24 protein-coding genes, 2 tRNA genes, 2 rRNA genes and 1 riboswitch are annotated in these 24903 nt (G+C 52.2%); of the genes, 4 read left to right on the top strand and 24 right to left on the bottom strand.

The window, feature by feature from the left end; translation table 11 throughout:
* Positions 1–26: 26 nt before the first annotated feature.
* Positions 27–3176 carry an ABC transporter substrate binding protein gene (locus BZG74_RS06190; RefSeq protein ID WP_235605716.1) on the bottom strand — a complete coding sequence of 1050 codons (3150 nt, stop codon included), beginning with the start codon at positions 3174–3176 and terminating at the stop codon, positions 27–29.
* 128 nt (positions 3177–3304) lie between these two features.
* Here BZG74_RS06190 and asnC point away from each other — a divergent pair, with 128 nt between their 5' ends.
* Positions 3305–3766, top strand: coding sequence for a transcriptional regulator AsnC (asnC, locus tag BZG74_RS06185; protein WP_074213846.1), 462 nt, complete (start codon positions 3305–3307; stop codon positions 3764–3766).
* A 74-nt stretch (positions 3767–3840) separates the two neighbouring features.
* Here the strand turns inward: asnC and hemB are convergent, their stop codons facing one another.
* The 9 genes from hemB to rmuC form a co-directional block, all read right to left on the bottom strand.
* Positions 3841–4893 (bottom strand): porphobilinogen synthase, encoded by a 1053-nt coding sequence (gene hemB, locus BZG74_RS06180; protein WP_069361806.1) that lies wholly within the window; start codon positions 4891–4893, stop codon positions 3841–3843.
* Between the two features lie 68 nt (positions 4894–4961).
* On the bottom strand, positions 4962–5744 hold the full coding sequence (locus tag BZG74_RS06175) for a TatD family hydrolase (protein ID WP_077771816.1): 783 nt from the start codon (positions 5742–5744) through the stop codon (positions 4962–4964).
* Positions 5741–6490 (bottom strand): twin-arginine translocase subunit TatC, encoded by a 750-nt coding sequence (gene tatC / locus BZG74_RS06170; RefSeq protein WP_077771815.1) that lies wholly within the window; start codon positions 6488–6490, stop codon positions 5741–5743. The genes BZG74_RS06175 and tatC overlap by 4 nt, the downstream gene beginning before the upstream one ends.
* A gap of 38 nt (positions 6491–6528) precedes the next feature.
* Positions 6529–6882 (bottom strand): Sec-independent protein translocase protein TatB, encoded by a 354-nt coding sequence (gene tatB, locus BZG74_RS06165; protein WP_077771814.1) that lies wholly within the window; start codon positions 6880–6882, stop codon positions 6529–6531.
* A gap of 3 nt (positions 6883–6885) precedes the next feature.
* Positions 6886–7134, bottom strand: coding sequence for a Sec-independent protein translocase subunit TatA (tatA, locus tag BZG74_RS06160; protein ID WP_077771813.1), 249 nt, complete (start codon positions 7132–7134; stop codon positions 6886–6888).
* A 53-nt stretch (positions 7135–7187) separates the two neighbouring features.
* Positions 7188–8834: a ubiquinone biosynthesis regulatory protein kinase UbiB gene (gene ubiB / locus BZG74_RS06155; protein ID WP_077771812.1), complete on the bottom strand. Its 1647-nt coding sequence runs from the start codon at positions 8832–8834 to the stop codon at positions 7188–7190.
* The gene (locus BZG74_RS06150; protein ID WP_077771811.1) at positions 8831–9445 is read right to left on the bottom strand and encodes a ubiquinone biosynthesis accessory factor UbiJ; all 615 of its coding nucleotides are present in this window, start codon (positions 9443–9445) and stop codon (positions 8831–8833) included. Before BZG74_RS06150 ends, ubiB begins: the two co-directional genes overlap by 4 nt.
* Before the next feature lie 9 nt (positions 9446–9454).
* Positions 9455–10222: a bifunctional demethylmenaquinone methyltransferase/2-methoxy-6-polyprenyl-1,4-benzoquinol methylase UbiE gene (ubiE, locus tag BZG74_RS06145; RefSeq protein ID WP_077771810.1), complete on the bottom strand. Its 768-nt coding sequence runs from the start codon at positions 10220–10222 to the stop codon at positions 9455–9457.
* A gap of 78 nt (positions 10223–10300) precedes the next feature.
* Positions 10301–11833 carry a DNA recombination protein RmuC gene (gene rmuC, locus BZG74_RS06140; protein ID WP_077771809.1) on the bottom strand — a complete coding sequence of 511 codons (1533 nt, stop codon included), beginning with the start codon at positions 11831–11833 and terminating at the stop codon, positions 10301–10303.
* Positions 11834–11965: 132 nt separating this feature from the next.
* Between rmuC and BZG74_RS06135 the strand changes: the two genes are divergently transcribed.
* Positions 11966–12871: a DMT family transporter gene (locus BZG74_RS06135; RefSeq protein ID WP_077771808.1), complete on the top strand. Its 906-nt coding sequence runs from the start codon at positions 11966–11968 to the stop codon at positions 12869–12871.
* Positions 12872–12927: 56 nt separating this feature from the next.
* On the opposite strand, the gene tsrA is transcribed toward BZG74_RS06135, so the two are convergent.
* Entirely contained in the window at positions 12928–13221 is a 294-nt protein-coding gene (gene tsrA / locus BZG74_RS06130; protein WP_077771983.1) for an H-NS-like global regulator TsrA, read from the bottom strand.
* A 207-nt stretch (positions 13222–13428) separates the two neighbouring features.
* Positions 13429–14634, bottom strand: a complete 1206-nt coding sequence (locus BZG74_RS06125) for a multidrug effflux MFS transporter (RefSeq protein WP_077771807.1) — start codon at positions 14632–14634, stop codon at positions 13429–13431.
* Between the two features lie 98 nt (positions 14635–14732).
* On the opposite strand from BZG74_RS06125, the gene BZG74_RS06120 reads away from it, so the two are divergent.
* On the top strand, positions 14733–15713 hold the full coding sequence (locus tag BZG74_RS06120) for a LysR family transcriptional regulator (protein WP_077771806.1): 981 nt from the start codon (positions 14733–14735) through the stop codon (positions 15711–15713).
* A gap of 63 nt (positions 15714–15776) precedes the next feature.
* Positions 15777–17564, top strand: coding sequence for an aminopeptidase P family protein (locus BZG74_RS06115; RefSeq protein ID WP_077771805.1), 1788 nt, complete (start codon positions 15777–15779; stop codon positions 17562–17564).
* Positions 17565–17616: 52 nt separating this feature from the next.
* Here BZG74_RS06115 and BZG74_RS06110 read toward each other — a convergent pair whose 3' ends face one another.
* The 12 genes from BZG74_RS06110 to BZG74_RS06055 form a co-directional block, all read right to left on the bottom strand.
* Positions 17617–17847, bottom strand: coding sequence for a glutaredoxin family protein (locus BZG74_RS06110; protein WP_069361819.1), 231 nt, complete (start codon positions 17845–17847; stop codon positions 17617–17619).
* Positions 17848–17860: 13 nt separating this feature from the next.
* Complete coding sequence (thiH, locus tag BZG74_RS06105) at positions 17861–19012, bottom strand: 2-iminoacetate synthase ThiH (protein WP_077771804.1); 1152 nt, start codon at positions 19010–19012, stop codon at positions 17861–17863.
* Positions 19012–19785 carry a thiazole synthase gene (locus BZG74_RS06100; protein WP_077771803.1) on the bottom strand — a complete coding sequence of 258 codons (774 nt, stop codon included), beginning with the start codon at positions 19783–19785 and terminating at the stop codon, positions 19012–19014. Before BZG74_RS06100 ends, thiH begins: the two co-directional genes overlap by 1 nt.
* 2 nt (positions 19786–19787) lie before the next feature.
* Positions 19788–19985: a sulfur carrier protein ThiS gene (gene thiS, locus BZG74_RS06095; protein WP_069586810.1), complete on the bottom strand. Its 198-nt coding sequence runs from the start codon at positions 19983–19985 to the stop codon at positions 19788–19790.
* Positions 19969–20736, bottom strand: a complete 768-nt coding sequence (locus tag BZG74_RS06090; protein WP_077771802.1) for a HesA/MoeB/ThiF family protein — start codon at positions 20734–20736, stop codon at positions 19969–19971. Before BZG74_RS06090 ends, thiS begins: the two co-directional genes overlap by 17 nt.
* Complete coding sequence (gene thiE / locus BZG74_RS06085) at positions 20720–21388, bottom strand: thiamine phosphate synthase (protein WP_077771801.1); 669 nt, start codon at positions 21386–21388, stop codon at positions 20720–20722. The genes BZG74_RS06090 and thiE overlap by 17 nt, the downstream gene beginning before the upstream one ends.
* Positions 21385–23361, bottom strand: a complete 1977-nt coding sequence (gene thiC, locus BZG74_RS06080; RefSeq protein WP_077771800.1) for a phosphomethylpyrimidine synthase ThiC — start codon at positions 23359–23361, stop codon at positions 21385–21387. Before thiC ends, thiE begins: the two co-directional genes overlap by 4 nt.
* Positions 23362–23454: 93 nt before the next feature.
* Positions 23455–23554: riboswitch (TPP riboswitch) on the bottom strand.
* 56 nt (positions 23555–23610) lie between these two features.
* A complete protein-coding gene (gene crcB / locus BZG74_RS06075) occupies positions 23611–23991 on the bottom strand; it encodes a fluoride efflux transporter CrcB (protein WP_077771799.1) in 381 nt (126 codons plus the stop codon).
* Between the two features lie 149 nt (positions 23992–24140).
* Positions 24141–24217, bottom strand: a tRNA-Trp gene (locus BZG74_RS06070).
* Positions 24218–24363: 146 nt separating this feature from the next.
* Positions 24364–24440 (bottom strand) — tRNA-Asp (locus BZG74_RS06065).
* Between the two features lie 160 nt (positions 24441–24600).
* Positions 24601–24716: ribosomal RNA gene (gene rrf / locus BZG74_RS06060) — 5S ribosomal RNA — on the bottom strand.
* Between the two features lie 86 nt (positions 24717–24802).
* A 23S ribosomal RNA gene (locus BZG74_RS06055) occupies positions 24803–24903 on the bottom strand; the annotation flags it as partial.

Below are 24903 nucleotides of genomic sequence, written 5' to 3'. Positions count from 1 at the left end.
CCACAGCGGGTTACCGCTCGAGTATATCAGAGATGGATTTTTTCCTTCATCGTCTCTCGACGTGCAGACCAACTTTTTACCTGCTCATCCAAGGGCGCGGGCACACTAAAGTGGTACCCTTGAGCAAAATCCACATCCAGTGCGCGCAGTTTGTTGAGAATGTGAGCATTTTCCACAAACTCTGCCACGGTTTGCTTACCCATTTGTTTGGCCAATTCATTAATTGCTTTCACCATTGCATAATCGGTGGCATCGGTGGCGATATCGCGAATAAATTGACCATCAATCTTGATGATATCGACCGGCAAGCGCTTCAAGTATCCAAACGATGAAATGCCCGCACCAAAGTCATCTAGCGCAATGACGCACCCTAATGCCTTCAGCTGGGAGAAAAGATCGATCGCACTACTCATGTTAGTGATAGCCGCCGTTTCCGTGATCTCCAAACAAATGCATTCGCTAGGCACTTGGGTTTGCTTAATCGCGGCGATTAAGAAGGTGACAAAATCTTTTTGGGTGATCGACCGCCCCGATAGGTTTATAGAGACTTTCCCAAGCTTAGCAATTTGCTCAGGGTGAGCATCAAACCACGCCAGGGTTTTGGTCACTACGACGGTGTCCAGTTGATGCGCCATGTTGTAGCGTTCGGCGGCTGGGATAAACATGCTCGGCGGTAACCAACCGCCTTTGGTATCACGCATCCGCACCAAGGCTTCAATATACAGCTTGTCTTCGGTGCCCGGACGGATATCCACGATTTGCTGCGCGTAGATATCAAAGCGATCGTGGGCAATGGCATCATGGATATGACTCACATAGGCCATTTCTTGTTCGCGACGTTGCAGCTCTTCATCATCTGGGTGGTAAAGGTGCAGGCGATTACGCCCTTCATCTTTCGCCGCGTAGCAGGCGGTATCCGCTTGCGCATGCACTTGCTGCGGCGAACCGGCGGTACGATCTAGAAGGCGAATACCCAATGAGCATGCTAAGCGCATACGGCTGCCATGCCAGAAAAACTCACTGTCCGCCAAGGTTGCCAGGAGTTGGTGTCCCCAAGTCAGCGCGCGTTCGGCCGAGTGATGATAGGCAATCACGCCAAATTCATCGCCCCCGAGTCGCGATAAGACCGCCCCTGTTGGCAGATGTTGCTGGATAATCTGCGCCACTTGTTTGAGCGCCTCGTCCCCTGCTTCATGTCCGGCGGTGTCGTTAATCAGCTTAAATTGATCCATATCGATGTAGTACATCGCGTGACACTGATCTTCCTCTCGCGCCTGTAACAGCGCGGCGGCGAGCTTTTGCTCAAAATAGCTACGATTATACAGCCCCGTTAAGTAGTCGTGATGGGCTTGATAAGTCAGCTGGTTTTCCATTTCTCGATGCGCAGTGATGTCTTCGCCCACCACCAGCAACTGCGTCTGATTATGCATCGCGCGCACGGTTTCACGCACCCACAAGGTATGACCATTGCCGGCACGATACGGGATCTCACGCCGCCATACCTGCTCTTGGTTGTTGTGATCGCGTTTAATCATTCGATGGGGAGGCACTTGATGATCCTCATATAAAGAGGTGATCTTGTGCCCTAATAAGGCGGCTTTGTCATAACCAAACAAATCGGCGGCATACTGATTGAGCGATTGAATACGTGCTTGGTAATCAATGGTTAATAGGATCACAGGTTGCTGTTCATACAACATGCGATATTCAATTTCGCTTCGTTGTAGCTTCTCTTCGGTTTGTTTGCGCTGGGTAATATCACGGGCCTCTAACAGGACGCGCCGTTGGCCATTTTCGCTGGGAAACCCCTTGACCGCTACATCCAAGATCACCTCACGATGCGCTTCACTGAGGCAAAGCTCAAACCGGCGAGGCTGGGAGAAATCGGTGAGCTTGAGGTACTCCTCCAGGCGGGCGGGGTTACGCCAAATCGGCCAAAACCACAAAGGCCGACCACGATAAGGGTGACTCACGCTGATTAATTGGTTAAAACTGGCATTGCCTGAGACCAAGATCCCGTTCTCATCCAACAGCGCAATAAACTGGTTACTTTGATCAAAAATGCCTTTAAGCATCGCTCGGTGGCGCTTTAACGCTGATTCACTGCGGCGTAACTGGCGAATATTGGCACCGAGCATGGCAATCACGCTTCCCAATACCAACACCGCCAATGCCACGGCTTGAAACGCAACTTGGTGCTTTAGCCACAGCGGCTGAGGCTTATTGATCACCACAGCGTCTTCGATGGCGCTCACATCCACGCCCCAATCTTTCAGCGCCGGGTAATCGAATAACATCAGGTTCGTACTGTCTCGCTCAGGGGGAAGCTTGCCTGCCAGTACATCCAACAGCAGCTGACCTTGGTGCTGACCTTGAGTTTTTCCATCGATGACAATGCCCCCGATCACGCCCTGACCCAGCATAAAGCTCATCGCACCATAAATTGGCACGGGCGCGTTTTGGATCAGTGAGTTGATGCCACTGAGCCTATCGAGAAAGGTGCCATTTTTATCGCGAAAGTAGGATAAATAATATACCGCCTCGCCCGGCTGCATCGCTTGAATGCGGTCATGCAACGCTTGGAAAGAGAGGCTAGATAGCCTGACAACCTCAACACCCGCGTTACCATCGTTTCTCAGCTGAGCCTTCACCACATTCCAATACTGACGACTGGAAAAGGTCTCATCGAGCAGTACGTACACCCGCTTTAAATCTGGGTGTAAGCGCTTCATTAATGACAAGTTGCGCGGTAAGTCTATTTCTTCTTTCACCCCAGTGACCTTGGGCAACAAGGGGTAGTGTTGGCGACCAAAGTTATTGAGCCCCGCATACACCACCGGTGTCTCCCCCACGTATTCATGCAGCTCATGGATGAGCCAGAGTGCGGCATTATCCGTGGTGAGAATGGCATCAAAATCATGGTTGGTCAGTTTATGGATATAAACATCTTTAAGCTGTTCGCGATAGGCATCCGATTGGTAGCGTTTACTTTCTAGGTAGGAATGCTGGAAGGCGATCTCTTCGCCTTGTGTCGCCGTTTCCAACCCTTCAACCAGCGCCTGATTCCAAAAGAAGCCAGGATGATAGGAATGCACCACCAGCACATCTTTTTGTGCGGCATTGACGCTACTGGCGATAAGCAGTAATAAACCACCGAAAATGTATCTGATCCCCACATCCCCTTCCTGTTGGTTTGTTGGTATCTTGCTAAACAACGCGATACCCTACATTAGGCGTTAACGAAGTGGCTAAGCAACCGCGTTAACGAAAAGTCTGGCCATGCTATAACAAAAAGACTAAAACAATGAACGAGTTGCCAAAATTAGATGACCTAGATCGTCGTATTCTCTCTACCCTGTTGGATGATGCACGCGTCCCTTACGCAGAAATGGCCAAGCGCTTTAATGTCAGTCCCGCCACAGTTCACGTGCGGGTTGAGAAAATGAAAGCTGCGGGCATCATCGAAGGCACGGAAATATTGGTCAATACCAAAAAACTCGGCTACGACGTGTGCTGCTTTATCGGTATCAACCTTAAAGCGGCGCGGGATTACCACTCGGCGCTGGACAAACTCAATCAGCTCGACGAGGTAGTAGAAGCCTACTACACCACGGGGGCCTATAATATTTTCGTTAAGCTCATGTGTCGCTCTATCGAAGAATTACAGTTTGTGTTGATTGACAAGCTACAAGCCATCGACGAAGTGCAATCCACCGAAACACTGATCTCACTACAGAACCCCATTAATCGCAATGTGATCCCTTGAACTTTGTGGGGTTATACTGGGCAGGCTAAAAAAACGCCCTTGCCCGGGGCAAGGGCGCTGTCATAAAAGGAGAGTTAACCGACCGTCTCTTCCGGTCTGGGAGGCAAAGTAGCGCCGGCGTCTTCCGCTAACCACTCGGCCACTTGCTTAGCAAAGTAAGTCAGGATGCCATCGGCCCCCGCACGCTTAAAGCACAATAATGACTCCATCACCGTCTCGCGCTCTTTTAGCCAACCATTATCGATTGCCGCTTTGTGCATCGCATATTCACCCGATACTTGGTAAGCAAAGGTTGGCACCTTAAGCTCATTTTTTACCCGGCGTACCACATCCAAATACGGCATCCCGGGTTTAACCATCACGGTATCCGCCCCTTCAGCAATATCCATCGCCACTTCGTGCAAGGCTTCATCACTGTTGGCCGGATCCATTTGATAGTTGGCCTTGTTACCGCCTTTCAGATTCGCCGCCGAGCCTAATGCATCGCGAAACGGGCCATAGTAATTGGACGCATACTTGGCAGAGTACGCCATGATCTGGGTATTGATATGACCATTGGCTTCCAACGACTCACGAATACGACCAATTCGTCCATCCATCATGTCAGAAGGCGCGACAATATCGACGCCCGCTTCGGCATGAGATAGGGCTTGTTTGATCAGTACCTCGGTGGTGGGCTCATTCATCACATAGCCGTCTTCATCAATGATCCCGTCTTGGCCGTGCACGGTGTAAGGGTCTAACGCCACATCGGTGATCACGCCCATTTGTGGCACATGCTCTTTGAGCAAGCGCACCGCGCGTGGCACTAACCCTTCGGGGTTAAATGCCTCCGAGGCACAGCTGGTCTTAAACTCTTTCGGGATCACAGGAAAAAGCGCAATGGCAGGGACACCCAGCTTGGCCAGGTAATCCGCTTCATGGAGCAACAAATCGATCGAGAGCCGCTCGATGCCGGGCATGGATGCGACTGGCTCACGACGATTCTTACCCATCAACACGAAGATCGGGTAAATCAAATCGCTTGCGGATAATGAGTGCTCCGCCACCATACGGCGGCTAAAGTCAGTTTTGCGTGTACGACGCAGGCGTCGAGCAGGAAAGGCGCCTTGAATGGATACGGTCACAGTATCCTCCTTTAAGTTGCAGACCTGGGCTTTGGGGCAGCGAACTGCCTCGTGTAGTGTTCACCCAGTCACTGAATCGAAAAGCAGCGCTGAGTGTTTTTTATTGTACAATCAATAATATGTTCGACAGGCTGTTGGCGCAATCGTGCCACTGTTTGGGCAATGTGTGGCAAATATTTCGGCTCATTGCGACTGCGTTTGGGTCGCGGCCGTATGTCGCGAGGCTGTAAATACGGCGCATCGGTTTCTATCATCAGCCTATCATTGGGCAACCAGCTTACCTGTTGCTGCAGCTGCTGTCCGCGGCGCTCGTCGCATAGCCACCCCGTCACCCCTATATATAAGCCGGCATCGAGGCAATCGCGCAGTGCACGGTCATCGCCAGTAAAACAATGCAGTACCGCTGCGGGCAGTTTGTCGAGCCATGGCCGCAAAATGGCGAACCAGCGATCGTGGGCATCACGACAGTGCATAAACACTGGCATCGATAACTCAGCCGCTAGCGCAAGCTGCGCCTCAAACACCGCTTCTTGTTGCGGCCGCGGCGAAAAATCGCGATTGAAATCGAGCCCACACTCACCGATCGCCACCACCTCGGGACGCTGCGCTAATTGCTGAATAGCGCTTAAATCTGTCGCCTCGACCGATTTGGCATCATGCGGATGAACACCCGCCGTGGCATAGGCAAAACCAGGATAAGACCTCGCTAGCGCGGCCGCCGCTTGGCTTTCTTCAACACTGGTGCCGGTCAAAATCATGCCCGTGATGCCCGCCTGTTTGGCATCCGCCACCACGGTGTCTCTGTCTTGCTCAAACCGTGTACTGGTCAGGTTAACACCAATATCGATCATTCACTGGCCTCTTCGGATGTGGACTTTTCACGCGGGACATAAAAGCGCGACAGAACCACGCCCAGCTCGAACAGCAAGCACATAGGAATAGCCAGCAGGGTTTGTGAAATCATATCCGGTGGTGTCAGCATCATCCCCACCACAAACGCAGCTACAATCACATAAGGCCGCTTGCGGGTTAAGCTTTGTGCCGTGGTCGCGCCTGTCCACACCAGCAGTATAATCGCGATAGGGATCTCAAAGGCAATCCCAAAGGCGAGGAACAGCGCCAAGATAAAGTCGAGATAACTGGCAATATCGGTTGCCACTTGCACCCCTTCTGGCGCGATAGAGGTGAAAAAGCCAAAGACCAATGGCAGCACAACCCAATACGCAAACGCCACGCCCGCGTAAAACAGCAATGAACTGGAAACCAAAAGCGGCATCACCAACCGCTGTTCGTGCTTATAGAGGCCGGGGGCCACGAACGCCCAGATTTGGTACAGCACCACAGGGATGGCCACGAATACCGATATCACTAGCGTAAGCTTAATGGGGGTAAAAAAGGGTGAGGCCACATCGGTGGCGATCATGCTCGCCCCTTCGGGCAGTTTGTCGATCAGCGGTTGGGCTATCAGGCTGTAAATATCATTGGCAAAATACACCAAGCAGGCAAACACCACCAAAATGGCGATAATTGCGCGCAGCAGGCGGTTGCGAAGCTCCATCAAGTGGCTGATAAGAGGCTGAGTATCGTTTACAGACATAGTGGTTTGTTCACCGAAAACATAAAGCGTCGGGCTCGTTATCGCTTATCCGTTGATGGCGCATCGTCGCCTTCATCTGGGTGATGAGAAGCAGGTGATGCTGCATAAGGGCGTTGTACATCCGCCGCGCGTTGACGTAGGGTGTCGACCGACTCTTGTAACTCAGGTGACAAATCTTTCATCCCCGCTTGTTCGGCCTTATGTAAGTTGTCCTGGAGCTCTTTGAGTTTGAGCTCTTGCTCAAGCTCATCACGGACGGAGCCTGCCATCCGCTTTGCCGCCCCCATCCAGCGCGACACATTGCGTATCGCGACCGGTAATCGCTCTGGGCCAAGCACCACCAAACCAATGATGGCAATCAGTACTAGTTCCCAGAAACCAATATCAAACACGGCTTACACCTGCTCTTTATCTTTGCGTGCTTGCTCATTTTTCGACGCATCGGTGTCACTGTTATCCAGCGACTGCTGCTGAAAATCCGCATCTTTGTCAGTGGTTTTGGTTTCATCATCGTTCATTGCTTTTTTAAAGCCTTTGACCGCTGAGCCAAGATCGCCCCCCATGTTACGTAGCTTCTTGGTACCAAATAACAACACCACAATCACCGCAATGATCAGCAACTGCCAAATACTAATTCCACCCATACCGGTTCCCTTTCTTCCGTTTGGTTAACTTGATGTGCGCAGCAGTGTAACTGCTATTTATTACAGGTTTTATTACAAAGTCGCCAGCCCCACAACCAAAAGATAACCGCACCTGCAGCGGCGACACTCGGTAAGGTCTCGACTCGATTGGCAAACAAAATGGTCGCCGTTAGCAGTAACGTCGCACCAATCCCGAGCATATAAGTGGCGCGCGAGTGACGCTGTTTGGTCTGCAAGTAACCGTGATAATAGGCTTCTAAACGCTGATTGACCTGACGACCTTGCCGTAAACCATCGTATACGAGCTCTGGAATTTCAGGCAGCTTCTCTGCCCAAAATGGCGCTTTCTCTTTGACCGCTGCCCACACCGCTTGGGGCCCCACTTGCTGCTTCATCCACGACTCTAAAAACGGCTTGGCCGTGGTCCACAAATCTAACTGCGGATAGAGCTGACGCCCCAGTCCTTCAATGTAGAGTAAGGTTTTTTGCAACAACACCAGCTGCGGCTGCACTTCCATATTAAACCGGCGCGCGGTATTAAATAGGTTTAATAACACATTACCGAACGAGATTTCGCACAGTGGCTTTTCGAAAATGGGCTCACACACGGTGCGAATGGCAAACTCAAAATCATCCACGTTGGTGTCGTGCGGCACCCAGCCAGAGTCGACGTGTAATTCGGCCACTTTGCGGTAATCGCGGTTAAAAAAGGCGATAAAGTTTTCCGCCAAATAGCGTTTATCGTCGCGATTTAAGGTACCGACAATCCCGCAATCCAGCCCAATCCACTGCGGGTCATCCGGGTGCTCGTAGGAGACAAACACGTTGCCCGGGTGCATATCCGCATGGAAAAAGCTGTCACGAAACACCTGAGTAAAGAACACCTCCACCCCGCGCTCAGCCAGCAGCTTCATATCAGTGCCATTGGCTTGTAGCGCCTCGATATCCGACACTTGAATGCCATAGATTCGCTCAGACACCATCACGTCTTTGCGGCAGTAATCGCTGAACACTTCGGGCACATACAGCGCCGGGTCGTTTTCAAAATTGCGGCGCAGCTGAATGGTATTGGCCGCTTCGCGCATCAAATCTAGCTCATCGAGCAAGGTTTTTTCGTACTCGCGGATCACTTCGACCGGTTTTAACCGCCGCGCATCAGGCAGAAAACGCGCCACCAACCGTGCCACACGATACATTAAGCGCAAGTCAGCTTGGATCACCGGCAAAATATCGGGGCGAATCACTTTCAGCACCACTTCGCGGCCGTTCGATTTGAGCGTAGCGGTATGCACTTGGGCGATTGAGGCGGAGGCGAGTGGATGGGGATCAAAGTCGCTGAACCAGGTTTCTAATGGGCCGCCTAGCGAGGCTTCAATTTGTGCCTTGGCTTTGTGTCCATCAAACGGCGCCACTTTATCTTGCAGTTGCGCCAGCTCGTTGGCGATATCCCCCGGAAAGAGATCACGACGCGTTGACATCATTTGACCCAGCTTGACCCATACTGGCCCTAAGCTTTGCAGCGCCAACCGCAAGCGTTCTCCTACCGGCTTGTCTGGGTGCTGGTTTTTCAACCAAAACAGTGATTGACGACCAAGGTGGGCAAGCCGAGTTAACGGCTGTTTGGGCAATAAAGCATCGACACCGTACAGAAGTAAGGTACGGATGATAAAATACAAGCGACGAATTTCATTGAGTGTCATGCAGACTCCACCCGTTCTACCAACTGCTTAAACCTGGCTTCCAGTCGCGCCACGTCGCTGCGCAGCTCGTCCACTTGGTCACTGTAGGCGGCGACTTCAAGTGGCCCAGGCGCTAAACGCCACTCTTCAGTAATCACATCCCCCACATAACGCTGTTGTTGCTGAGCCAATTGCTGGAGTTGCTGCCAACGCTGCTGGGCGTGACTCACTACCGTGTGGGCAATTACATCGCCAGTGTACGGTGCCAACCACTCAGCCACATCCAGTTCGATACCGCTGAGCAACTGTGAGAACTGCTGTGCCACGTCAATATCGCCATCAAGCGTGAGTTTATCCGCTTTGATTAGCGCGGTTAAATTGGCCTTTTGCTGTAACTGCGGCAGTGCCGATAGTGATAATGACAAATCCGCATCACGTACGCCCTCATAATGACTGAGTACATCAATACGTTGGCCGAAGACAAAAATCATTTGTCGATCAAGCTCTTGGAGCGTAACACCGATACAACGCCCTTTTAGCCGAGCCAGGCGACGCTGGCTGTCGGCGTCTTTGGTAATCACAGCATTTAACGCTGTTTCAAGGGCCGCGCATAAAAGTGAATCAAGCGCCATGTGGGCTCCTTAGAATTTAAATCCGCGGTGCAGGGCGACAATACCACCGGTCAGGTTGTGGTAGCTGGTTTGTTCAAACCCGGCTTGTTCCATCATTCCTTTTAATGTTTCTTGATCAGGGTGCATGCGAATCGACTCGGCCAAGTAGCGGTAGCTGTCTGGGTCATTAACAATCAGTTGTCCCATTTTCGGTAACACATGGAAAGAGTAGGCGTCGTAGACTTTTGACAACGGCTCGGCAACCGGCTTGGAAAACTCCAGCACCAGCAAACGCCCACCGGGTTTAAGGACACGAAACATTGAGCGTAAGGCCGCATCTTTGTCCGTCACATTACGCAGGCCAAACGCGATAGTGATGCAATCGAAGTGGTCATCTGGGAAAGGCAGCGCCTCGGCGTTGGCTTGCACGTAACTGACATTGCCGACAATGCCTTTGTCGCGCAGTTTGTCACGGCCCACCTTGAGCATTGAGTTGTTAATGTCGGCGAGCACCACTTCACCGCGCTCACCGACAAGGCGAGAAAATTTTGCCGTCAGATCGCCTGTCCCGCCGGCTAAGTCGAGCACTTTTTGCCCAGGACGAACACCACTGCAATCAATGGTAAAGCGTTTCCAGATCCGGTGAATGCCCATCGACATCACATCATTCATCAGATCGTACTTCGCCGCCACCGAGTGAAACACATTGGCCACGAGGCTTTCTTTTTCTTGGCGTTTGACTTGCTGGTAGCCAAAGTCGATGGTCTCTTGATCCTGGTGCGCGTTTTTATCTGTCATTTTGTTCCCCTAACGTATTGGCTCCAGTTTACTTTATCGCCCATCCCGACTCCAAGCGTGCAGCCAAGTTTATTAGAATTATTGCTGGCTGGCGTCCCGTTCGGCCTGGGTCAGGTTAAGAGGTTCATCTGCCGCCGGCTCGGTAGCGACACTGGCGAGCGACGGGCTGATATCCCTTTTTACCTCAACCCCCAGCGCTTTAAACCCCTCTGCTTGGCGAATAATATTACCGCGGCCTTGGCTGAGTTTATTCATCGCCCCTTGATAACTGTCACTGGCTTTACCCAGTGCATTGCCTAGCGCTTCCATATCACCGACAAATAGACGCACCTTGTCATAGAGCTTGCTCGCTTTCTCTGCGATTTGTTTGGCATTTTGGTTTTGGTATTCATAGCGCCATAGGTTATTGATGGTACGCAGTGCCACCAGCAAAGTGGTGGGACTGACCAACATAATATTATTGTCCATCGCCTCACGGATCAGGCGGGCATCGGCCTCGACCGCAACTTGGAAAGCCGGTTCCACTGGAATGAACATCAATACATAGTCCAGTGAACGCACCCCATGAAGCTGATGATAGTCTTTACGCCCCAGCCCACGGATATGCTGGCGAATGGCTTGTACATGCTCTTTGAGCGCCGCATCTTGCTCAGCCAAGGTGTCTGCGTTGTAGTAACGTTCATAGGCGACGAGAGCCATTTTGGCATCAATCACCACGTCTTTTTCTTGGGGTAATTTCACCACCACATCGGGCTGATAGCGCTTACCTTGCTCGTTTTCAAAGCTCACTTGGGTTTGATACTCACGCCCTTCACGCAAGCCAGACTCTTCCAAAATACGCGCCAACACCACTTCGCCCCAGTTGCCCTGTTGCTTGTTGTCACCTTTTAGTGCTTGCGTCAGGTTGTGCGCTTCACGGGTCATATCCGCGTTCAGTTGCTGAAGGTTTTTGATTTCATGAATCAGGGTATGGCGTTCTTTCGCTTGTTCGCCAAAGCTGTCGGTCACTTGCTTTTTAAACCCTTCTAATTGCGATTTCAGCGGCCCGAGTAAGGTCTCGAGACTCATTTTATTTTGCTCGTCAACGGAGTGAACTTTTTGTTCAAACACTTGATTGGCCAGCTGTTCGAATTGGGCGCGTAAGCGTTCCTCTGCATTTTCCAATAAGGCGTGCTTTTCTTTCGCCGCATTGAGTTGTTGCTCCGCGCTCGCTTTGACTTCACGAAGCTCAGCTAACAGCTCTGACTTTTCCTCGCGTACTGCATCCAGCTTGTCTGATAGCGCTTGATTGTCTTGGCGTAATTGCTCCTGTTGACGTAGCTTCTCACTGGCAGAGGTTAATTTGCCGTAATACTGGCGCAACTCTTGCGTCAGACGATCGCGCTCAATATCCAAACTATCCAACTCTTGTTGTTGCTGCTCTAGTTGCTCACGAAGCTGTTGTTGTTGCATGTCCGCGGTCGACTGCTGTTGGGCATATTGGCTATCAAACCATTGTTGATATTGGGCAACCACACGCCGATGCAGCCAATAGCTCAGCCCTGAGGCACTGATAACGCCGACACAAAACGTCAGGATAGACAAGGTGGATAATGATAGGCCATCAAGCATAATGGGTTCTCTATTGTACGGTCACTGATGTCAGCAAGGCTAATGGGATACTGGATAGATGTCCAGTCTATCTCGGTGCGTACGAATACCGTAGACTGCCTAATTTAAAAGGCATTTTTGCAAGGAGGTAGTATGCACAACGAGCGTAAGGCACTGATATTTGGGTTGTCTGCCGTGCTATTGTGGTCGACGGTCGCGACCGCGTTCAAAATCACCCTAAACTATATGACCCCGATTCAAATGCTGGCCGCCGCCAGTGTCGTATCGGTAGTCGTACTCGCCGCCATTGCCGCTGTGCAAGGCAAACTATCGGCACTGTGGCCGACGTTTCGTCGTCGGCCAGGCTATTATTGCCTGCTAGGGATGATTAACCCCTTAATTTATTATTTGGTCCTTTTCAAAGCCTACGACCTTCTCCCCGCGTCCTTAGCGCAACCCTTGAACTACAGCTGGGCCATTACGCTCACCTTAATGGCAGCAGTGTTTCTCGGCCAAACCATTCGCCGCCAAGACTGGATCGCGGCAGCATTAGGCTATTTTGGTGTGGTGGTCATTGCCACCAAAGGGCAATTGCTCTCGCTACAATTTGATAGCCCGCTGGGGATTGGTCTCGCGCTGCTCTCCACCCTATTGTGGGCAGGTTTTTGGGTACTTAACACTAAAAACCCCGCTGATCCCGTGCTCGGCATTCTGTTAAGTTTTATGCTGTCGCTACCGGTGTCCTTATTGTTAGCCGGAATGACAGCATCGTGGACAGGGATCCCTTGGCAAGGATGGCTCGCGGTAAGCTATGTGGGATTATTTGAAATGGGCGTGACGTTCATGTTGTGGCTAAGCGCAATGAAATATACCCAGAATACCTCTCGCATCAGTAATCTGATCTTTATCTCGCCCTTTATCTCTTTGGTGTTACTGGCCACCATTATTGGCGAAACCATTCATGTCAGCACCCTCATCGGCCTTAGCTTTATTGTGGTGGGCCTGCTTATTCAGCAACGTAAACCCAAAAAGCGTGAGCAACCAGCCACAAGCGCATAATGGTGGCGCGATCCACACGCCACGCGTTCGCGTTTAATCCCTTCAGTGATGGGCGATCAGCCCATCTTGCGTTGGATTACATATTCATAAAGCTCGTCGACAGATAAACCGTCTTGCGCCAAGCCTTGAGTGATTTCTTCAATGCGCTCAGAGCGGCGCTCATCTATCACTTGATTAAATTGATAAACCAGTTCGCGTAAATATTTCAGTGGCACCTGATGAGCGGCGCTACGTACACGCTCTTCACTTTGGCTGCCTAATTCTGCCAGCAATTTGCCAAACATGATTTTCTCGGGCGATTCCTCAAGTTGCTCAAGGACGCGCGCCATTTCGATTGCCGATAATGACATAGTGTGTAACAGACCTTTGGATATAAAACGAAAAGGAATGAGCATTAATTTGGTTTGCTTAGTAAATATACTCTCAATTTGGGGCTTTTAGCAAAATAAAAAAAACGCTGGCCGAAGCCAGCGAAAAGGGATGATGGGTTGTCGAGACCCCAGCGTTTTGCACGTCTTATTATATTTGCCAACTGAATTGTCGCTTTTACTGATTATTTAATCTCTTACTGCTTTGGCATGCCATTGCTTGCCTTTCGGTGACCACAAAATAATTAAGCCAGGTAGCAGCAACCACATATGGACGGTCATTAAATCACTGGCCGATAGACCTAAACGCTGAGTCAGGCTAACCAACAGGCCTGCGCCGCTCATTTGGAACAATCCCAACAAGGCTGCCGCTGTGCCAGCACGGTCAGAAAACGGCGCTAAGGCTGCACCTGCTGACGCACCTAGCACCCAGGCAAAGCCGAATGAGGAGGTAAAAATCGGCAACATAAAAGCCCAAGGGGCGGCGATGGGGCTTAATGCCAGCATCAACCCGCCTGAGCCAACCAGCATCATCAAGCCAATATTGAGCGCACGGCGGCTGCCGAATTTTTGCATATAGCGCGGCGCTAACATCGCCGCAGCGATATTTAAGGCCGCGTTGGCACCAAACCAAAAAGTGAAGCTGTTCATGGAAATACCGTACCTATCCATCAACAATACAGGTGCGGAAGTGACGTAAGCTAAGATCACCGCCATCGCCAGCATGCAAAGAATAATGTGATAGGTAAATGTCGGCACGCGTAGCACTTGCCAATAGCGGCGTAAGCTGAATAAGCGCCCAGAGTTGTCTGTGTGTGTCGGGCGTGTCTCAGGCAAAAATACGCTGACCAAGACCAAGCCCAAAGCCGCGTAACCCAGCATAAAGCTAAAGTTGGCACGCCAATCAAACATTTGAGTGAGCCAGCTACCCAGTAGCGGAGCCAGGGCGGGCACAAAGCAAATCGCACCATTGAGATAGCTAATCATATGGCCGCTGCGCTCGGCACCGAACCGGTCACGCACCGCCGCAAACGCACACACGGACGTGGCACACGCGCCAAAACCTTGCAGCAAACGCGCCACCAGCATCATGTCCATCGAGGTCGCGAGCCACGCCATCAGTGAGCTCAGGCCATACAGTGAAATACCAATGATCGCGACAGGCTTACGACCAAAGCGGTCAGCCAATGGCCCAGCAAACAGCTGGCCTAAACCGAGACTAAACATAAACCAAGTGACGGTATCTTGCGCCAAGGTTGGGCTCACATTAAAGTCACCTGCCATATACGGTAATGCAGGCAGATAAATATCAATCGCCATCGGGCTAAACAGCACCAGTAACACCATTAAGGCGACCAGTAAGCGATTCGATGTCGGTGAATTTGTGTGTGTCATTGGTTACTCCTCTATACAGGCACGCAGTATAGTGGCTTCACGATATGAACCATAATGGTTTATAGTAAAAGCAGTTATTCCCACGGAGAATACCTGTAATGGATTTGGACCAGCTGCAGCGCACCGACCTTAATTTATTGGTGTGCTTACATGTATTATTGGAAGAGTGTAATGTCACGGGGGCGGCAAAACGCCTGCATTTAAGCCAATCGGCGGTGAGTAAAAACTTAGCGCGACTGAGAGAGCAGTTTAACGATCCGCTTTTTACCCGTGCAGCTCACGGGTTAAAGCCCACAGCACGCGCACAAGCCTTACAACCCAAACTACGGGCTTTACTCAATGATGTTGCGGCGATGACCGAGCCGGACCACTTTCAACCACACTTAAGTGATCGCTGCTTCCGGTTTTCGTTGGTAGAAAGCGCCTATCCACTGCTTTTGCCACAGTTTATTGGCGATATGCTGGAAGCGGCTCCAGCTATCACTCTTAATACCGCTGCTTGGGATCAAACCACCTTTGATGGTCTCGCGCGCGGTAATATCGACTTTGGCATTACCGGCAAAGATTTAAATCCCGCCGATGCCATGCTGACCATGATGCCGCCCAAAGGCGTACGCTACCAAGAGCTTTGCCAAGATCACCAGTGTGTGTTGATGCGCGCTGATCATCCAGCACTCAAGGGCCCATGGGATGAAGCGCGTTACCTTGGACTGCGACATGTACAGGTGAAGTGTGATGGGAATGACCGCTGGCTGTTGGACTATAAACTAGCAGAGCGTAATATTGAGCGTGACATTGCCATGTACGTGCCAGATTTCAACAGTGCGGCGAGCCTGTGTACCTATACCGACCTGGTGTTTACCTCACCAAGCCAGTTTGCGCATTATATTGCCGCGTCGCTCAATTTGGTGGTACGGCCGTTACCAACGCCAATACCGCCGATGGCGTACACCTTGTTTTGGCATCAAAATCAAGATAATGACCCGGGGCACCAATGGCTGAAAGCCTTGATTATTTCACGCTGTCAGCAATTTAGCCCAGCAAAATTGCAGCCTATCGCCAATCGCGCTAGGGTCTAACGCACTGGTTTTTTACGCGTAGCCGAACATGGCAAGTTCACCCCCTACAAAGAAGGAAGAATAATGGACGCGACCCTTACCAAGCGTATTGAGCAGCTAAGACACTGGCTGGCTCAACACGATTATGACGCCCTACTCATCCCCCATGAAGACGAATATCTCGGTGAGTATGTGCCTGAGCACAACGAACGCCTCCACTGGGCGACCGGCTTTACCGGCTCAGCAGGCGCCGCGGTGATCACCCGCGACAAGGCAGCGATTTTTGTTGATGGCCGCTATGTGGTTCAAGTCCGTAAGCAAGTCCCCGCCGGCCTGTTTGACTACTGCCACCTGATTGATGAGCCACCGGTGCAATGGGCCCAGCAACAATTGCCAAAGGGTGCCAAGCTGGCTATCGACGCTCGCATGCATAGCGCTGCTTGGTACAAACGTACCCAACGCGCGTTGGATGGGGCTTTGACACTGGTGAGTGTGGAGCAAAACCCGATTGAAAGCTTGTGGGACGATCGCCCCGCCCCGCTTAATAGCCCTGCCATTTTACTGGGTGAAGAGAAAACCGGCCGCGCCAGCTTAGATAAGCGTCAAACCATTGGCCAGCAGTTAGCCGATCAGAACCTTGATGCCGCGGTACTCACTCAACCCGATGCCGTCTGTTGGCTGCTCAATATCCGTGGTCGCGACATCCCACGTTTACCCGTGGTGCTGACCCAAGCGATTATCAAGCAATCCGGTGACGTCACCGTGTTTATCGACCCTGACCGTCTCCCCGAAGGCTTTGATGCACACGTGGGCCAAGGCGTGAGCGTCGCGCACCCAGACAGTCTGGTTGATGCCCTGCAAGCGCTGAGCGGTCAACGTGTATTGGTCGACCCAAACGGTGCCAATGCGTGGACACTGGACACCCTCCAACAAGCGCAAGTCACTGTGGTGGAAGCGCAAGACCCATGTGCGCTTGAAAAAGCAGCCAAGAACCCGAAAGAAATCGCCGGTATGCGTGCCTGTCACGTGCGCGATGGAGTTGCCGTGACCCGCTTTTTGGCCTGGTTTGACCGTCAAGTCGACGCCGGTGAACGCCCTGATGAAGCCGTGCTCGCGGACACCCTGTATCAATTCCGCCAACAAGACGATCAACTGGTCGACTTAAGCTTTGATACTATTTCTGCCGCCGGTGGCAATGCGGCCATGTGTCACTATAACCACAACAATCAGCCTAAACCGAGCGTGATTGAGAGCAACAACGTCTACTTAGTCGACTCAGGCGGTCAATACTATGACGGCACCACCGACATTACCCGTACCGTGCCGGTGGGCGAATGCAGCGCTGAGATCAAAAAGGCCTTCACGCTGGTGCTTAAAGGGCATATTGCGCTGGCCACCGCGCTGTTCCCGAAAGGCACCTCAGGCAGCCAGCTTGATGCCTTAGCACGCCAGTATTTGTGGCAACACGGCTATGATTTTGACCATGGCACCGGTCACGGTGTCGGGCATTTCTTGGACGTGCACGAAGGTCCGCAGCGCATTTCCAAAGCGCCCAATAGCGTCGCGCTATTGCCGGGCATGGTGGTATCAAACGAGCCGGGCTACTATCGCGCCGACGCGTTTGGGATCCGGATTGAAAACCTCGAGTTGATTGAAGAAAAGCCCACCGAGGGTGACATGACGATGCTCGGGTTTGCCTCACTCACGCGTGCACCGATCGATCGCCGTTTGGTCGATGTGAGCTTACTTAGCGAGGCGGAAATCCAGTGGTGGAATCGCTATCATCAAACCGTGTGGGATGAAATCAGTCCCCACCTCGATGATCAAGACCAAGCTTGGTTAAAACAAGCGACCGCACCGCTAAGCCGTTAAGTCGTGTCTTCACCGAGTGTGAAAAACAAAAAGCGTCCGATTGGACGCTTTTTTATTCCCCTTTCAGGGCTTTCTCGACCGCTTTGGGCGAAAAGCCGCGCAAAGTCGTATCGCCAATGCAAATCACCGGGACACCCCGCGAGCCAGTTGCCGCCAGCAGCTTCTTGCCTTTAGGCGTGGCCGTATCGACAACACGATAACGCAGCCCTTTTTTATCCAAGTAAGCTTTGGCCGCCTCACAGTGAGGACAGCGCGGACCTACATATACAGTAATACGTTTCATGCCCGCATTGTCGCTAACCCGCTGCCGTTTGTGAAGCCATTTGCGCCTGACGCGCCACATCGTAGATGTTATCCCAATCTTTCCATACCACCTCAAAACCGAGGGCACGGACGCTGGCGGCCACCTCTGCCGCGCTACGTTCATCACTGATGGCAAACTGCTCTAATTGTGGCTCAGGGTTCGCATAGCCGCCCGGTTGGGTTTTTGACGCCGCGGATAGGCTCGTGACGCCAAGGGGTAACACATTGTCGCGAAAGTGGGGTGACTCTCGTGTCGATAGCGACAGCTCGACCTGCGGATTCCACAACCGATAGGCACAAATCAACTGAACCAGCTGCTTATCCGTCATCACTGATTTCGGCTGCAGCGCGCCCGCGCAAGGACGTAAGCGTGGAAAGGACAACGAATAGCGGCTTTGCCAGTATTGCTTTTCCAGATAATCCAGATGCTGGGCGGTAAAAAAACTGTCGGTGCGCCAGTCCTCAAGGCCAATCAAGGCGCCGAGACCGATCTTATCGACCCCTGCTTGTGCCAACCTATCTGGGGTTTGCAGCCGGTAGTGAAAGTCGGTTTTATTCCCGCGCTTGTGGTGTTCCCCATAGGTTGGAGCGTGGTAGGTTTCTTGGTACACCATCACCGCATCCACACCTTGTGCCACCAAGGCGCGATACGCCTCGGTATCTAGCGGCTGCACCTCCATCGCCACATGATGAAAGTATCGCTTCACCACGGGTAAGGCGCGGAGAAAATACTCGAGCCCTACCTTGGTTTCATGCTCACCGGTCACCAAGAGCACACTGTCAAAGCCCATTTTCTTGATCGCTTCACACTCGGCGGCGATTTCGGCTTCATCCAGCGTGCGCCGTTTGATTCGGTTTTCCATCGAAAAACCGCAATAGGTACACACGTTGGCGCATAAATTGGAGAGGTACAGCGGAATATAAAACCCCATGGTGTAGCCAAACCGCTGCCGCGTCAGCGCCGCAGATTGCTGAGCCATGGCCTCAAGGTAGGCTTCAGCGGCAGGACTGATCAGGGCAGCGAAGTCGTCCAAATTGCGCGAGGACTTAGCCAGCGCCCGCTCGACATCTTGGCGCGTTTTGCTGTAAATCGAAAGGCGATGATGATCCCAATCGAGTGCCGCCCACCGCTCAGAAAAGCTCATCACGCCTCCTTAACGTCAAGAAACGCGGTTAAGGGGCTAGATGCGTGGGCGTGATTGTGTGTGCCCGCCAGCCCAGCGCGATACGCACATCGTCCGGCTTCAACCGCTTGTTTAAACGCCGCGCCCATGGCAATCGGATCGCCAGCCGTGGCAATGGCGGTGTTGACCAAAACTGCATCGGCACCGCGCTCCATCGCTAACGCCGCATCGGACGGTGCGCCAATGCCGGCATCAATGATCACCGGCACACGGGCTTGCTCGATAATGATGTCGAGAAACGCCATTGAGGCCAGTCCTTGGTTGGATCCAATCGGTGAACCAAGGGGCATCACCGCCGCGCATCCCACCTCTTCCAAACGCTTACACAGCACAGGATCGGCATGACAATATGGCAGCACCACAAACCCCTCATCCACAAGGGTTTTCGCCGCTTGAAGGGTTTCAATCGGATCAGGCATCAAATACTTGGGGTCGGGGTGAATTTCCAGCTTCACCCAATGCGTTCCCAATGCTTCTCTAGCAAGACGCGCGGCAAAGACCGCTTCTTGCGCATTTTTCGCCCCTGAGGTATTGGGCAACAGGCGCACACCGAGCTCGCGCAGCGGCGTTAAAATATCGTCTTGTGTGGCATGCACATCGACTCGCTTTAGCGCCATGGTGACCAGTTCAGTACCACTGGCCGCCAGTGATTCGGCCATGGTCTTGCGACTGGCAAACTTGCCGGTGCCGGTTAACAGGCGAGATGAAAACGTCGTATCCGCAATGGTTAACATAATTATCCTCCAGCAATCGCTTGAAAGACCGCCAAGCTATCGCCAGCGGTGAGTGACGTGGATGACCAAGCATCACGCGCAATAATGGTCTGATTTAGCGCGACCGCGACTGATTCGGCCGGCACCTTCATCTCCTCAATCAGTTGCGCGACGGTCGTGGCATTGACCTCTGTAGGCGTGTCATTAATGATTAACCGCATCTTTTACCTCCCGCATTGGCTGACAAACCGCACAGTGCGGATTAACGGACAGCGAAAAGTGCTGCCATGTCATGGTTTGTCCATCCAGTAGTGACAAGCGATTGGTACCGACCGCCTGCCCTAATAACAGTTTTATTCCTTCCAACGCTTGCGCGGTGGCCATCATGCCGACCACAGGTCCCATTACCCCAGCTTCAGAACAGCGCGTGGGTTCAGAAAGCGTCACGTCTGCGAAGGCGCACGCATAACATGCGCTATGCGGTTGATAAACCAATAACTGGCCTTGCCAACCGATCGCCGCTGCGCTCACCAAGGGTGTGCCAGCCTCTACACAGGCTTGATTGACTGCATGGCGAGTAGCGAGATTATCACTGCAATCAAGGACCACATCCGCCATCGCCACTTCAAGCGCCAAACGTTCACCTTCTAGATAGGCATTGATGGCTCGGCACTGGCAATGTGGATTCAGCGCGACCAAGTTAGCGGCTAGCGCTGCGGCTTTATCGGTGCCGATTTGTTCATCCCGATACGCCACCTGACGCCCCAAATTAGATAGCTCAATGTGGTCTGAGTCAGCAATCGCTAACTGACCCACGCCAGCGCCTGCAAGATAGAGACCCGCGGTGGTTCCAAGCCCACCGGCACCGACCATTAACACGCGCGCCTTGCTCAGTGCCTGTTGCCCGCACTCTCCAACTTCTGGCAGCATGATTTGCCGGCTATAACGCAGGTATTCACTGTCCGATAGCATCACGCCCTCCTTGTTGTCTTGATGGATTAAGACAGCGATTAAATGCGTCAATGCGCGCCGCTAAATCAGGCGCTTGCGTCACAGCACGGACCACCGCAATGGCGTCCACGCCGGTGCGCCAAACGTCAGGGGCTCGGTCGAGATCAATACCGCCAATCGCCACCGTCGGGAAACGGCCATCCACAGTCGCCACCTGCTGCGCTAACGCTGAAACGCCTTGCGGTGGCTCGGCGAGCTGTTTGGTGGTGGTGGGAAAAATATGGCCGATGGCGAGATAACTGGGCGAGAGGTTAACCGCTGCGGCGAGCTGTTCGGGACTGCGTGTCGATACGCCAAGACGCACGCCTTGCCGCGCAAGCCGGTCAAGATCCGCCTCTTGTAAGTCTTGCTGTCCCAGATGAACGCCATAAGCGCCAGCCTCAAGCGCGAGCTGCCAGTGATCGTTGATAAACACCTGCGCATGGTGCGCGCGGCCCAATGCCACCGCGCGCTGTACCCAATCTCGCAATTGTGGATATGCTGGCTGCTTCACACGCAGTTGCACGGTTTTCACCCCCAAGCAAAGTAAGCGTTCGAGCAAGTCCACATCGTCCACCACCGGATATAATGGGCCTATACCTTCAGACATAGGCGCAAACGGGGTCAGGCTCATGACTCCACCTTATCGCTGTCCGCTACCTCAGCGCCTTGTGGTGACGAATGATGGGATTTTTGCAGGTAGATCTCACTGCCCTTTTCTCGAAATTCTTGCGATTTTTGCTGCATACCTGCTAACGGGTCTTCCAGCATAGTGACATCAATAGCTTCGCCCGCGGCGGCATAGCCATTTTCTTTGGCATAATCTCGAACTTCTTGGCTGATTTTCATGGAGCAGAATTTCGGCCCACACATGGAGCAAAAGTGTGCGACCTTGCCAGACTCTTGAGGCAGTGTTTCATCGTGATAAGCACGCGCCGTCACCGGATCTAAAGCAAGGTTGAACTGATCTTCCCAGCGGAATTCAAAGCGCGCTTTGGAAATGGCGTTATCTCGCACCTGCGCGCCCGGATGTCCTTTGGCTAAGTCGGCGGCGTGCGCACACAACTTGTAGGTGATAAGCCCAGTTTTAACATCCTCTTTGTTGGGCAGACCCAGATGTTCTTTAGGCGTGACATAGCAAAGCATCGCACACCCAAACCAGCCAATCATCGCCGCACCAATCCCGGAGGTGATGTGGTCGTAACCAGGCGCGATATCGGTAGTCAGCGGGCCTAAAGTATAAAAAGGCGCTTCATGGCAATGGGTGAGCTGCTCGTCCATGTTCTCTTTGATCATGTGCATGGGCACATGGCCGGGGCCTTCAATCATCACCTGCACATCGTATTCCCATGCCACCTTGGTAAGCTCGCCCAGAGTACGTAGCTCACTGAATTGCGCTTCGTCGTTCGCGTCAGCCACTGAGCCGGGACGTAACCCATCGCCTAGTGACAGAGAGACATCATACGCGGCACAAATCTCGCAGATTTCACGAAAATGGGTATAGAGGAAGCTTTCTTGATGATGCGCCAAGCACCATTTGGCGATAATCGACCCACCACGCGAGACAATCCCAGTCACGCGATTGGCGGTCATGGGCACATAGTGCAAACGCACCCCAGCGTGAATGGTAAAGTAATCGACCCCTTGCTCGGCTTGCTCTATCAAGGTATCGCGCATCACTTCCCAAGTCAGGTCTTCGGCAATGCCATTCACTTTCTCAAGCGCCTGATACATAGGCACAGTGCCAATCGGGACTGGGCTATTGCGTAAAATCCACTCGCGGGTTTCGTGGATATTGCGTCCGGTCGATAAATCCATCACTGTATCCGCGCCCCAACGGGTCGCCCACACCAACTTTTCGGTTTCTTCTTCAATGGAGGAGCTCACCGCCGAGTTACCAATATTGGCATTCACTTTCACGAGAAAGTTACGCCCAATGATCATCGGCTCCGCTTCTGGGTGGTTAATGTTGGCAGGAATAATCGCACGCCCTTCAGCAACTTCTTGGCGCACAAAGTCGGGGGTGATGTTTGAGGGTAAATGCGCGCCAAAGCTTTCCCCTGGGTGCTGGCGGTTTAGTTGCTCTTCACGATACTGCTGACGACCCATATTTTCCCGGATAGCGATAAATTCCATCTCTGGGGTGATAATGCCTTGGCGTGCGTAGTGAAGTTGGGTCACACATTGGTGAGGTTTCGCCCGACGGATAGGCGGTAAGGCACTAAAGCGAAGATCATCCAAGGTTTCATCACTGAGGCGGGTCTTTGCATAGTCTGAGCTCACTGCATCAAGAAACTCAGTATCAGCACGCTCATCAATCCAGGCTTTGCGCACTGGAGCTAAGCCTTGGTAAATATCGATAGCACTCTGTGGGTCGGTATAAGGTCCTGATGTGTCGTAAACGCGAATGGATTCATTGGCCTCGTACTTTGGATTGTCTTTACTCCCGCCCACAAAGGTCGGAGACAGATGGATTTCTCGCATGCCTACGCGAATATCAGGTCGTGAGCCCTCGACATAGACTTTTTCCGAGTTAGGGTAGGTTTGCGTAGAGAGAGAATCGATAAAAGATTTGGCCTCAAGACGGGCCTGTTTACGGGTCGACATAGCATTACTCCGGTGTTCATTATGGGAATTAATGCTTGCCGGAAAACGCTGAATTGAGATGTGAGCAAACTGGCAGACGCGTACGGTCTGTGATCTGATGCATCTCTTGTTCCCTTCGCTGGTCCTAACCAGATCAGGTTCAACGGATCCCACTTAACGTGGTCTCAGCCAATTGGCACTCCGACAAGTTCAACGCCAGTATAAGAAATCACCGCCGCAACAACAAGCGACGTAACACAATGTTTTCACCTAGCCAGTGATGCGTGCTAGTAACCAAGCCCCCATAGCTGCCGCCCCCAAGCACAACGCGAGATTGAGGCCCACGTTTAGCAAAGCTTTTACCGTCTCACCATGCTGGAACAACATCAAAGTATCCACAGAAAAGGTTGAAAAGGTGGTGAACGCGCCTAAAAAGCCAATCGCAAATAGCTGCCGCCAAGGAGCTGGGGCGATTAATTCTTGGCTCATCGCCGCTAAAAAGACCCCCATCGCCAATGAGCCCAGCACATTAACGATTAAGGTGCCGTAAGGGAATCCACGGCCAAAGACTGTGATGCTCCACTCTGAGACCAAAAAGCGCGAAGACGCTCCTAGTGCGCCACCAAGTCCTACCCACAATATGCTTACCACTGGGTACTCCTTTCGATTGGTAAAAAGTCATCATACCGCGACATGTGGGCAAGAAACAGGAGGAAGAAAAAGGGAAGAGACGCTGAGTTGCTAGAAGCCTGATGATTCACATACAAAAAAAGCACCGACAATGTCGATGCTTTGATATTTGGCAGGGGTAGAGGGATTCGAACCCCCAACACGCGGATTTGGAATCCGCTGCTCTGCCAATTGGAGCTATACCCCTGTAGATAGATGCCTATTGTAGCGATCCCGCGACAAATTACCACCACCAATTACTCTTCAGACGTTTAATCGCTTATTTATAAAGCAAATCACCCCAACGACCCAATAACAAAAAACCCCAGCTTTTCAGCTAGGGTTTCTAAGTAGTGGCGGAGTGGACGGGACTCGAACCCGCGACCCCCGGCGTGACAGGCCGGTATTCTAACCAACTGAACTACCACTCCGCACCAATTCTGTCTCATCAAAGTCTTACGCAAATCTGCTTTGATGATTAAATTGCGAGCTATGCGCAGAGAGTTTTGAAGCGAGACGCACAGTGTATGCCAATACATGAGCATCGCAGCTATCAAAAATCGCAAGCAATAGGCGCAATTTATAATTAAAGCCTGGCGATGTCCTACTCTCACATGGGGAGACCCCACACTACCATCGGCGCTGCTTCGTTTCACTACTGAGTTCGGCATGGAGTCAGGTGGGTCCAAAGCGCTATGGTCGCCAAGCAAATTCGGTAATCTAGAAAGCTGTTCGTTCTCGCCACAATCAACTGGCTTATTTCAAGTCCAACCCAAAACCTCTTGGGTGTTGTATGGTTAAGCCTCACGGGCAATTAGTACAGGTTAGCTCAACGCCTCACAGCGCTTACACACCCTGCCTATCAACGTTCTAGTCTAGAACAACCCTTTAGAG

Origin of the sequence: Salinivibrio sharmensis (assembly GCF_001995985.1) — a bacterium.
In the GTDB taxonomy this organism is placed as follows: Bacteria; Pseudomonadota; Gammaproteobacteria; order Enterobacterales; family Vibrionaceae; genus Salinivibrio; species Salinivibrio sharmensis.
This window is presented reverse-complemented; position numbering and strand designations above follow the sequence as displayed.

Bases quoted from the DNA above. Each gene is read 5' to 3' on its own strand.
- asnC (WP_074213846.1), top strand. From the start codon at position 3,305: ATGAACGAGTTGCCAAAATTAGATGACCTAGATCGTCGTATTCTCTCT.
- BZG74_RS06175 (WP_077771816.1), bottom strand. From the start codon at position 5,744: ATGATCGATATTGGTGTTAACCTGACCAGTACACGGTTTGAGCAAGAC.
- tatC (WP_077771815.1), bottom strand. From the start codon at position 6,490: ATGTCTGTAAACGATACTCAGCCTCTTATCAGCCACTTGATGGAGCTT.
- tatA (WP_077771813.1), bottom strand. From the start codon at position 7,134: ATGGGTGGAATTAGTATTTGGCAGTTGCTGATCATTGCGGTGATTGTG.
- ubiB (WP_077771812.1), bottom strand. From the start codon at position 8,834: ATGACACTCAATGAAATTCGTCGCTTGTATTTTATCATCCGTACCTTA.
- BZG74_RS06150 (WP_077771811.1), bottom strand. From the start codon at position 9,445: ATGGCGCTTGATTCACTTTTATGCGCGGCCCTTGAAACAGCGTTAAAT.
- ubiE (WP_077771810.1), bottom strand. From the start codon at position 10,222: ATGACAGATAAAAACGCGCACCAGGATCAAGAGACCATCGACTTTGGC.
- rmuC (WP_077771809.1), bottom strand. From the start codon at position 11,833: ATGCTTGATGGCCTATCATTATCCACCTTGTCTATCCTGACGTTTTGT.
- BZG74_RS06135 (WP_077771808.1), top strand. From the start codon at position 11,966: ATGCACAACGAGCGTAAGGCACTGATATTTGGGTTGTCTGCCGTGCTA.
- tsrA (WP_077771983.1), bottom strand. From the start codon at position 13,221: ATGTCATTATCGGCAATCGAAATGGCGCGCGTCCTTGAGCAACTTGAG.
- BZG74_RS06125 (WP_077771807.1), bottom strand. From the start codon at position 14,634: ATGACACACACAAATTCACCGACATCGAATCGCTTACTGGTCGCCTTA.
- BZG74_RS06120 (WP_077771806.1), top strand. From the start codon at position 14,733: ATGGATTTGGACCAGCTGCAGCGCACCGACCTTAATTTATTGGTGTGC.
- BZG74_RS06115 (WP_077771805.1), top strand. From the start codon at position 15,777: ATGGACGCGACCCTTACCAAGCGTATTGAGCAGCTAAGACACTGGCTG.
- BZG74_RS06110 (WP_069361819.1), bottom strand. From the start codon at position 17,847: ATGAAACGTATTACTGTATATGTAGGTCCGCGCTGTCCTCACTGTGAG.
- thiH (WP_077771804.1), bottom strand. From the start codon at position 19,012: ATGAGCTTTTCTGAGCGGTGGGCGGCACTCGATTGGGATCATCATCGC.
- BZG74_RS06100 (WP_077771803.1), bottom strand. From the start codon at position 19,785: ATGTTAACCATTGCGGATACGACGTTTTCATCTCGCCTGTTAACCGGC.
- thiS (WP_069586810.1), bottom strand. From the start codon at position 19,985: ATGCGGTTAATCATTAATGACACGCCTACAGAGGTCAATGCCACGACC.
- BZG74_RS06090 (WP_077771802.1), bottom strand. From the start codon at position 20,736: ATGCTATCGGACAGTGAATACCTGCGTTATAGCCGGCAAATCATGCTG.
- thiE (WP_077771801.1), bottom strand. From the start codon at position 21,388: ATGAGCCTGACCCCGTTTGCGCCTATGTCTGAAGGTATAGGCCCATTA.
- thiC (WP_077771800.1), bottom strand. From the start codon at position 23,361: ATGTCGACCCGTAAACAGGCCCGTCTTGAGGCCAAATCTTTTATCGAT.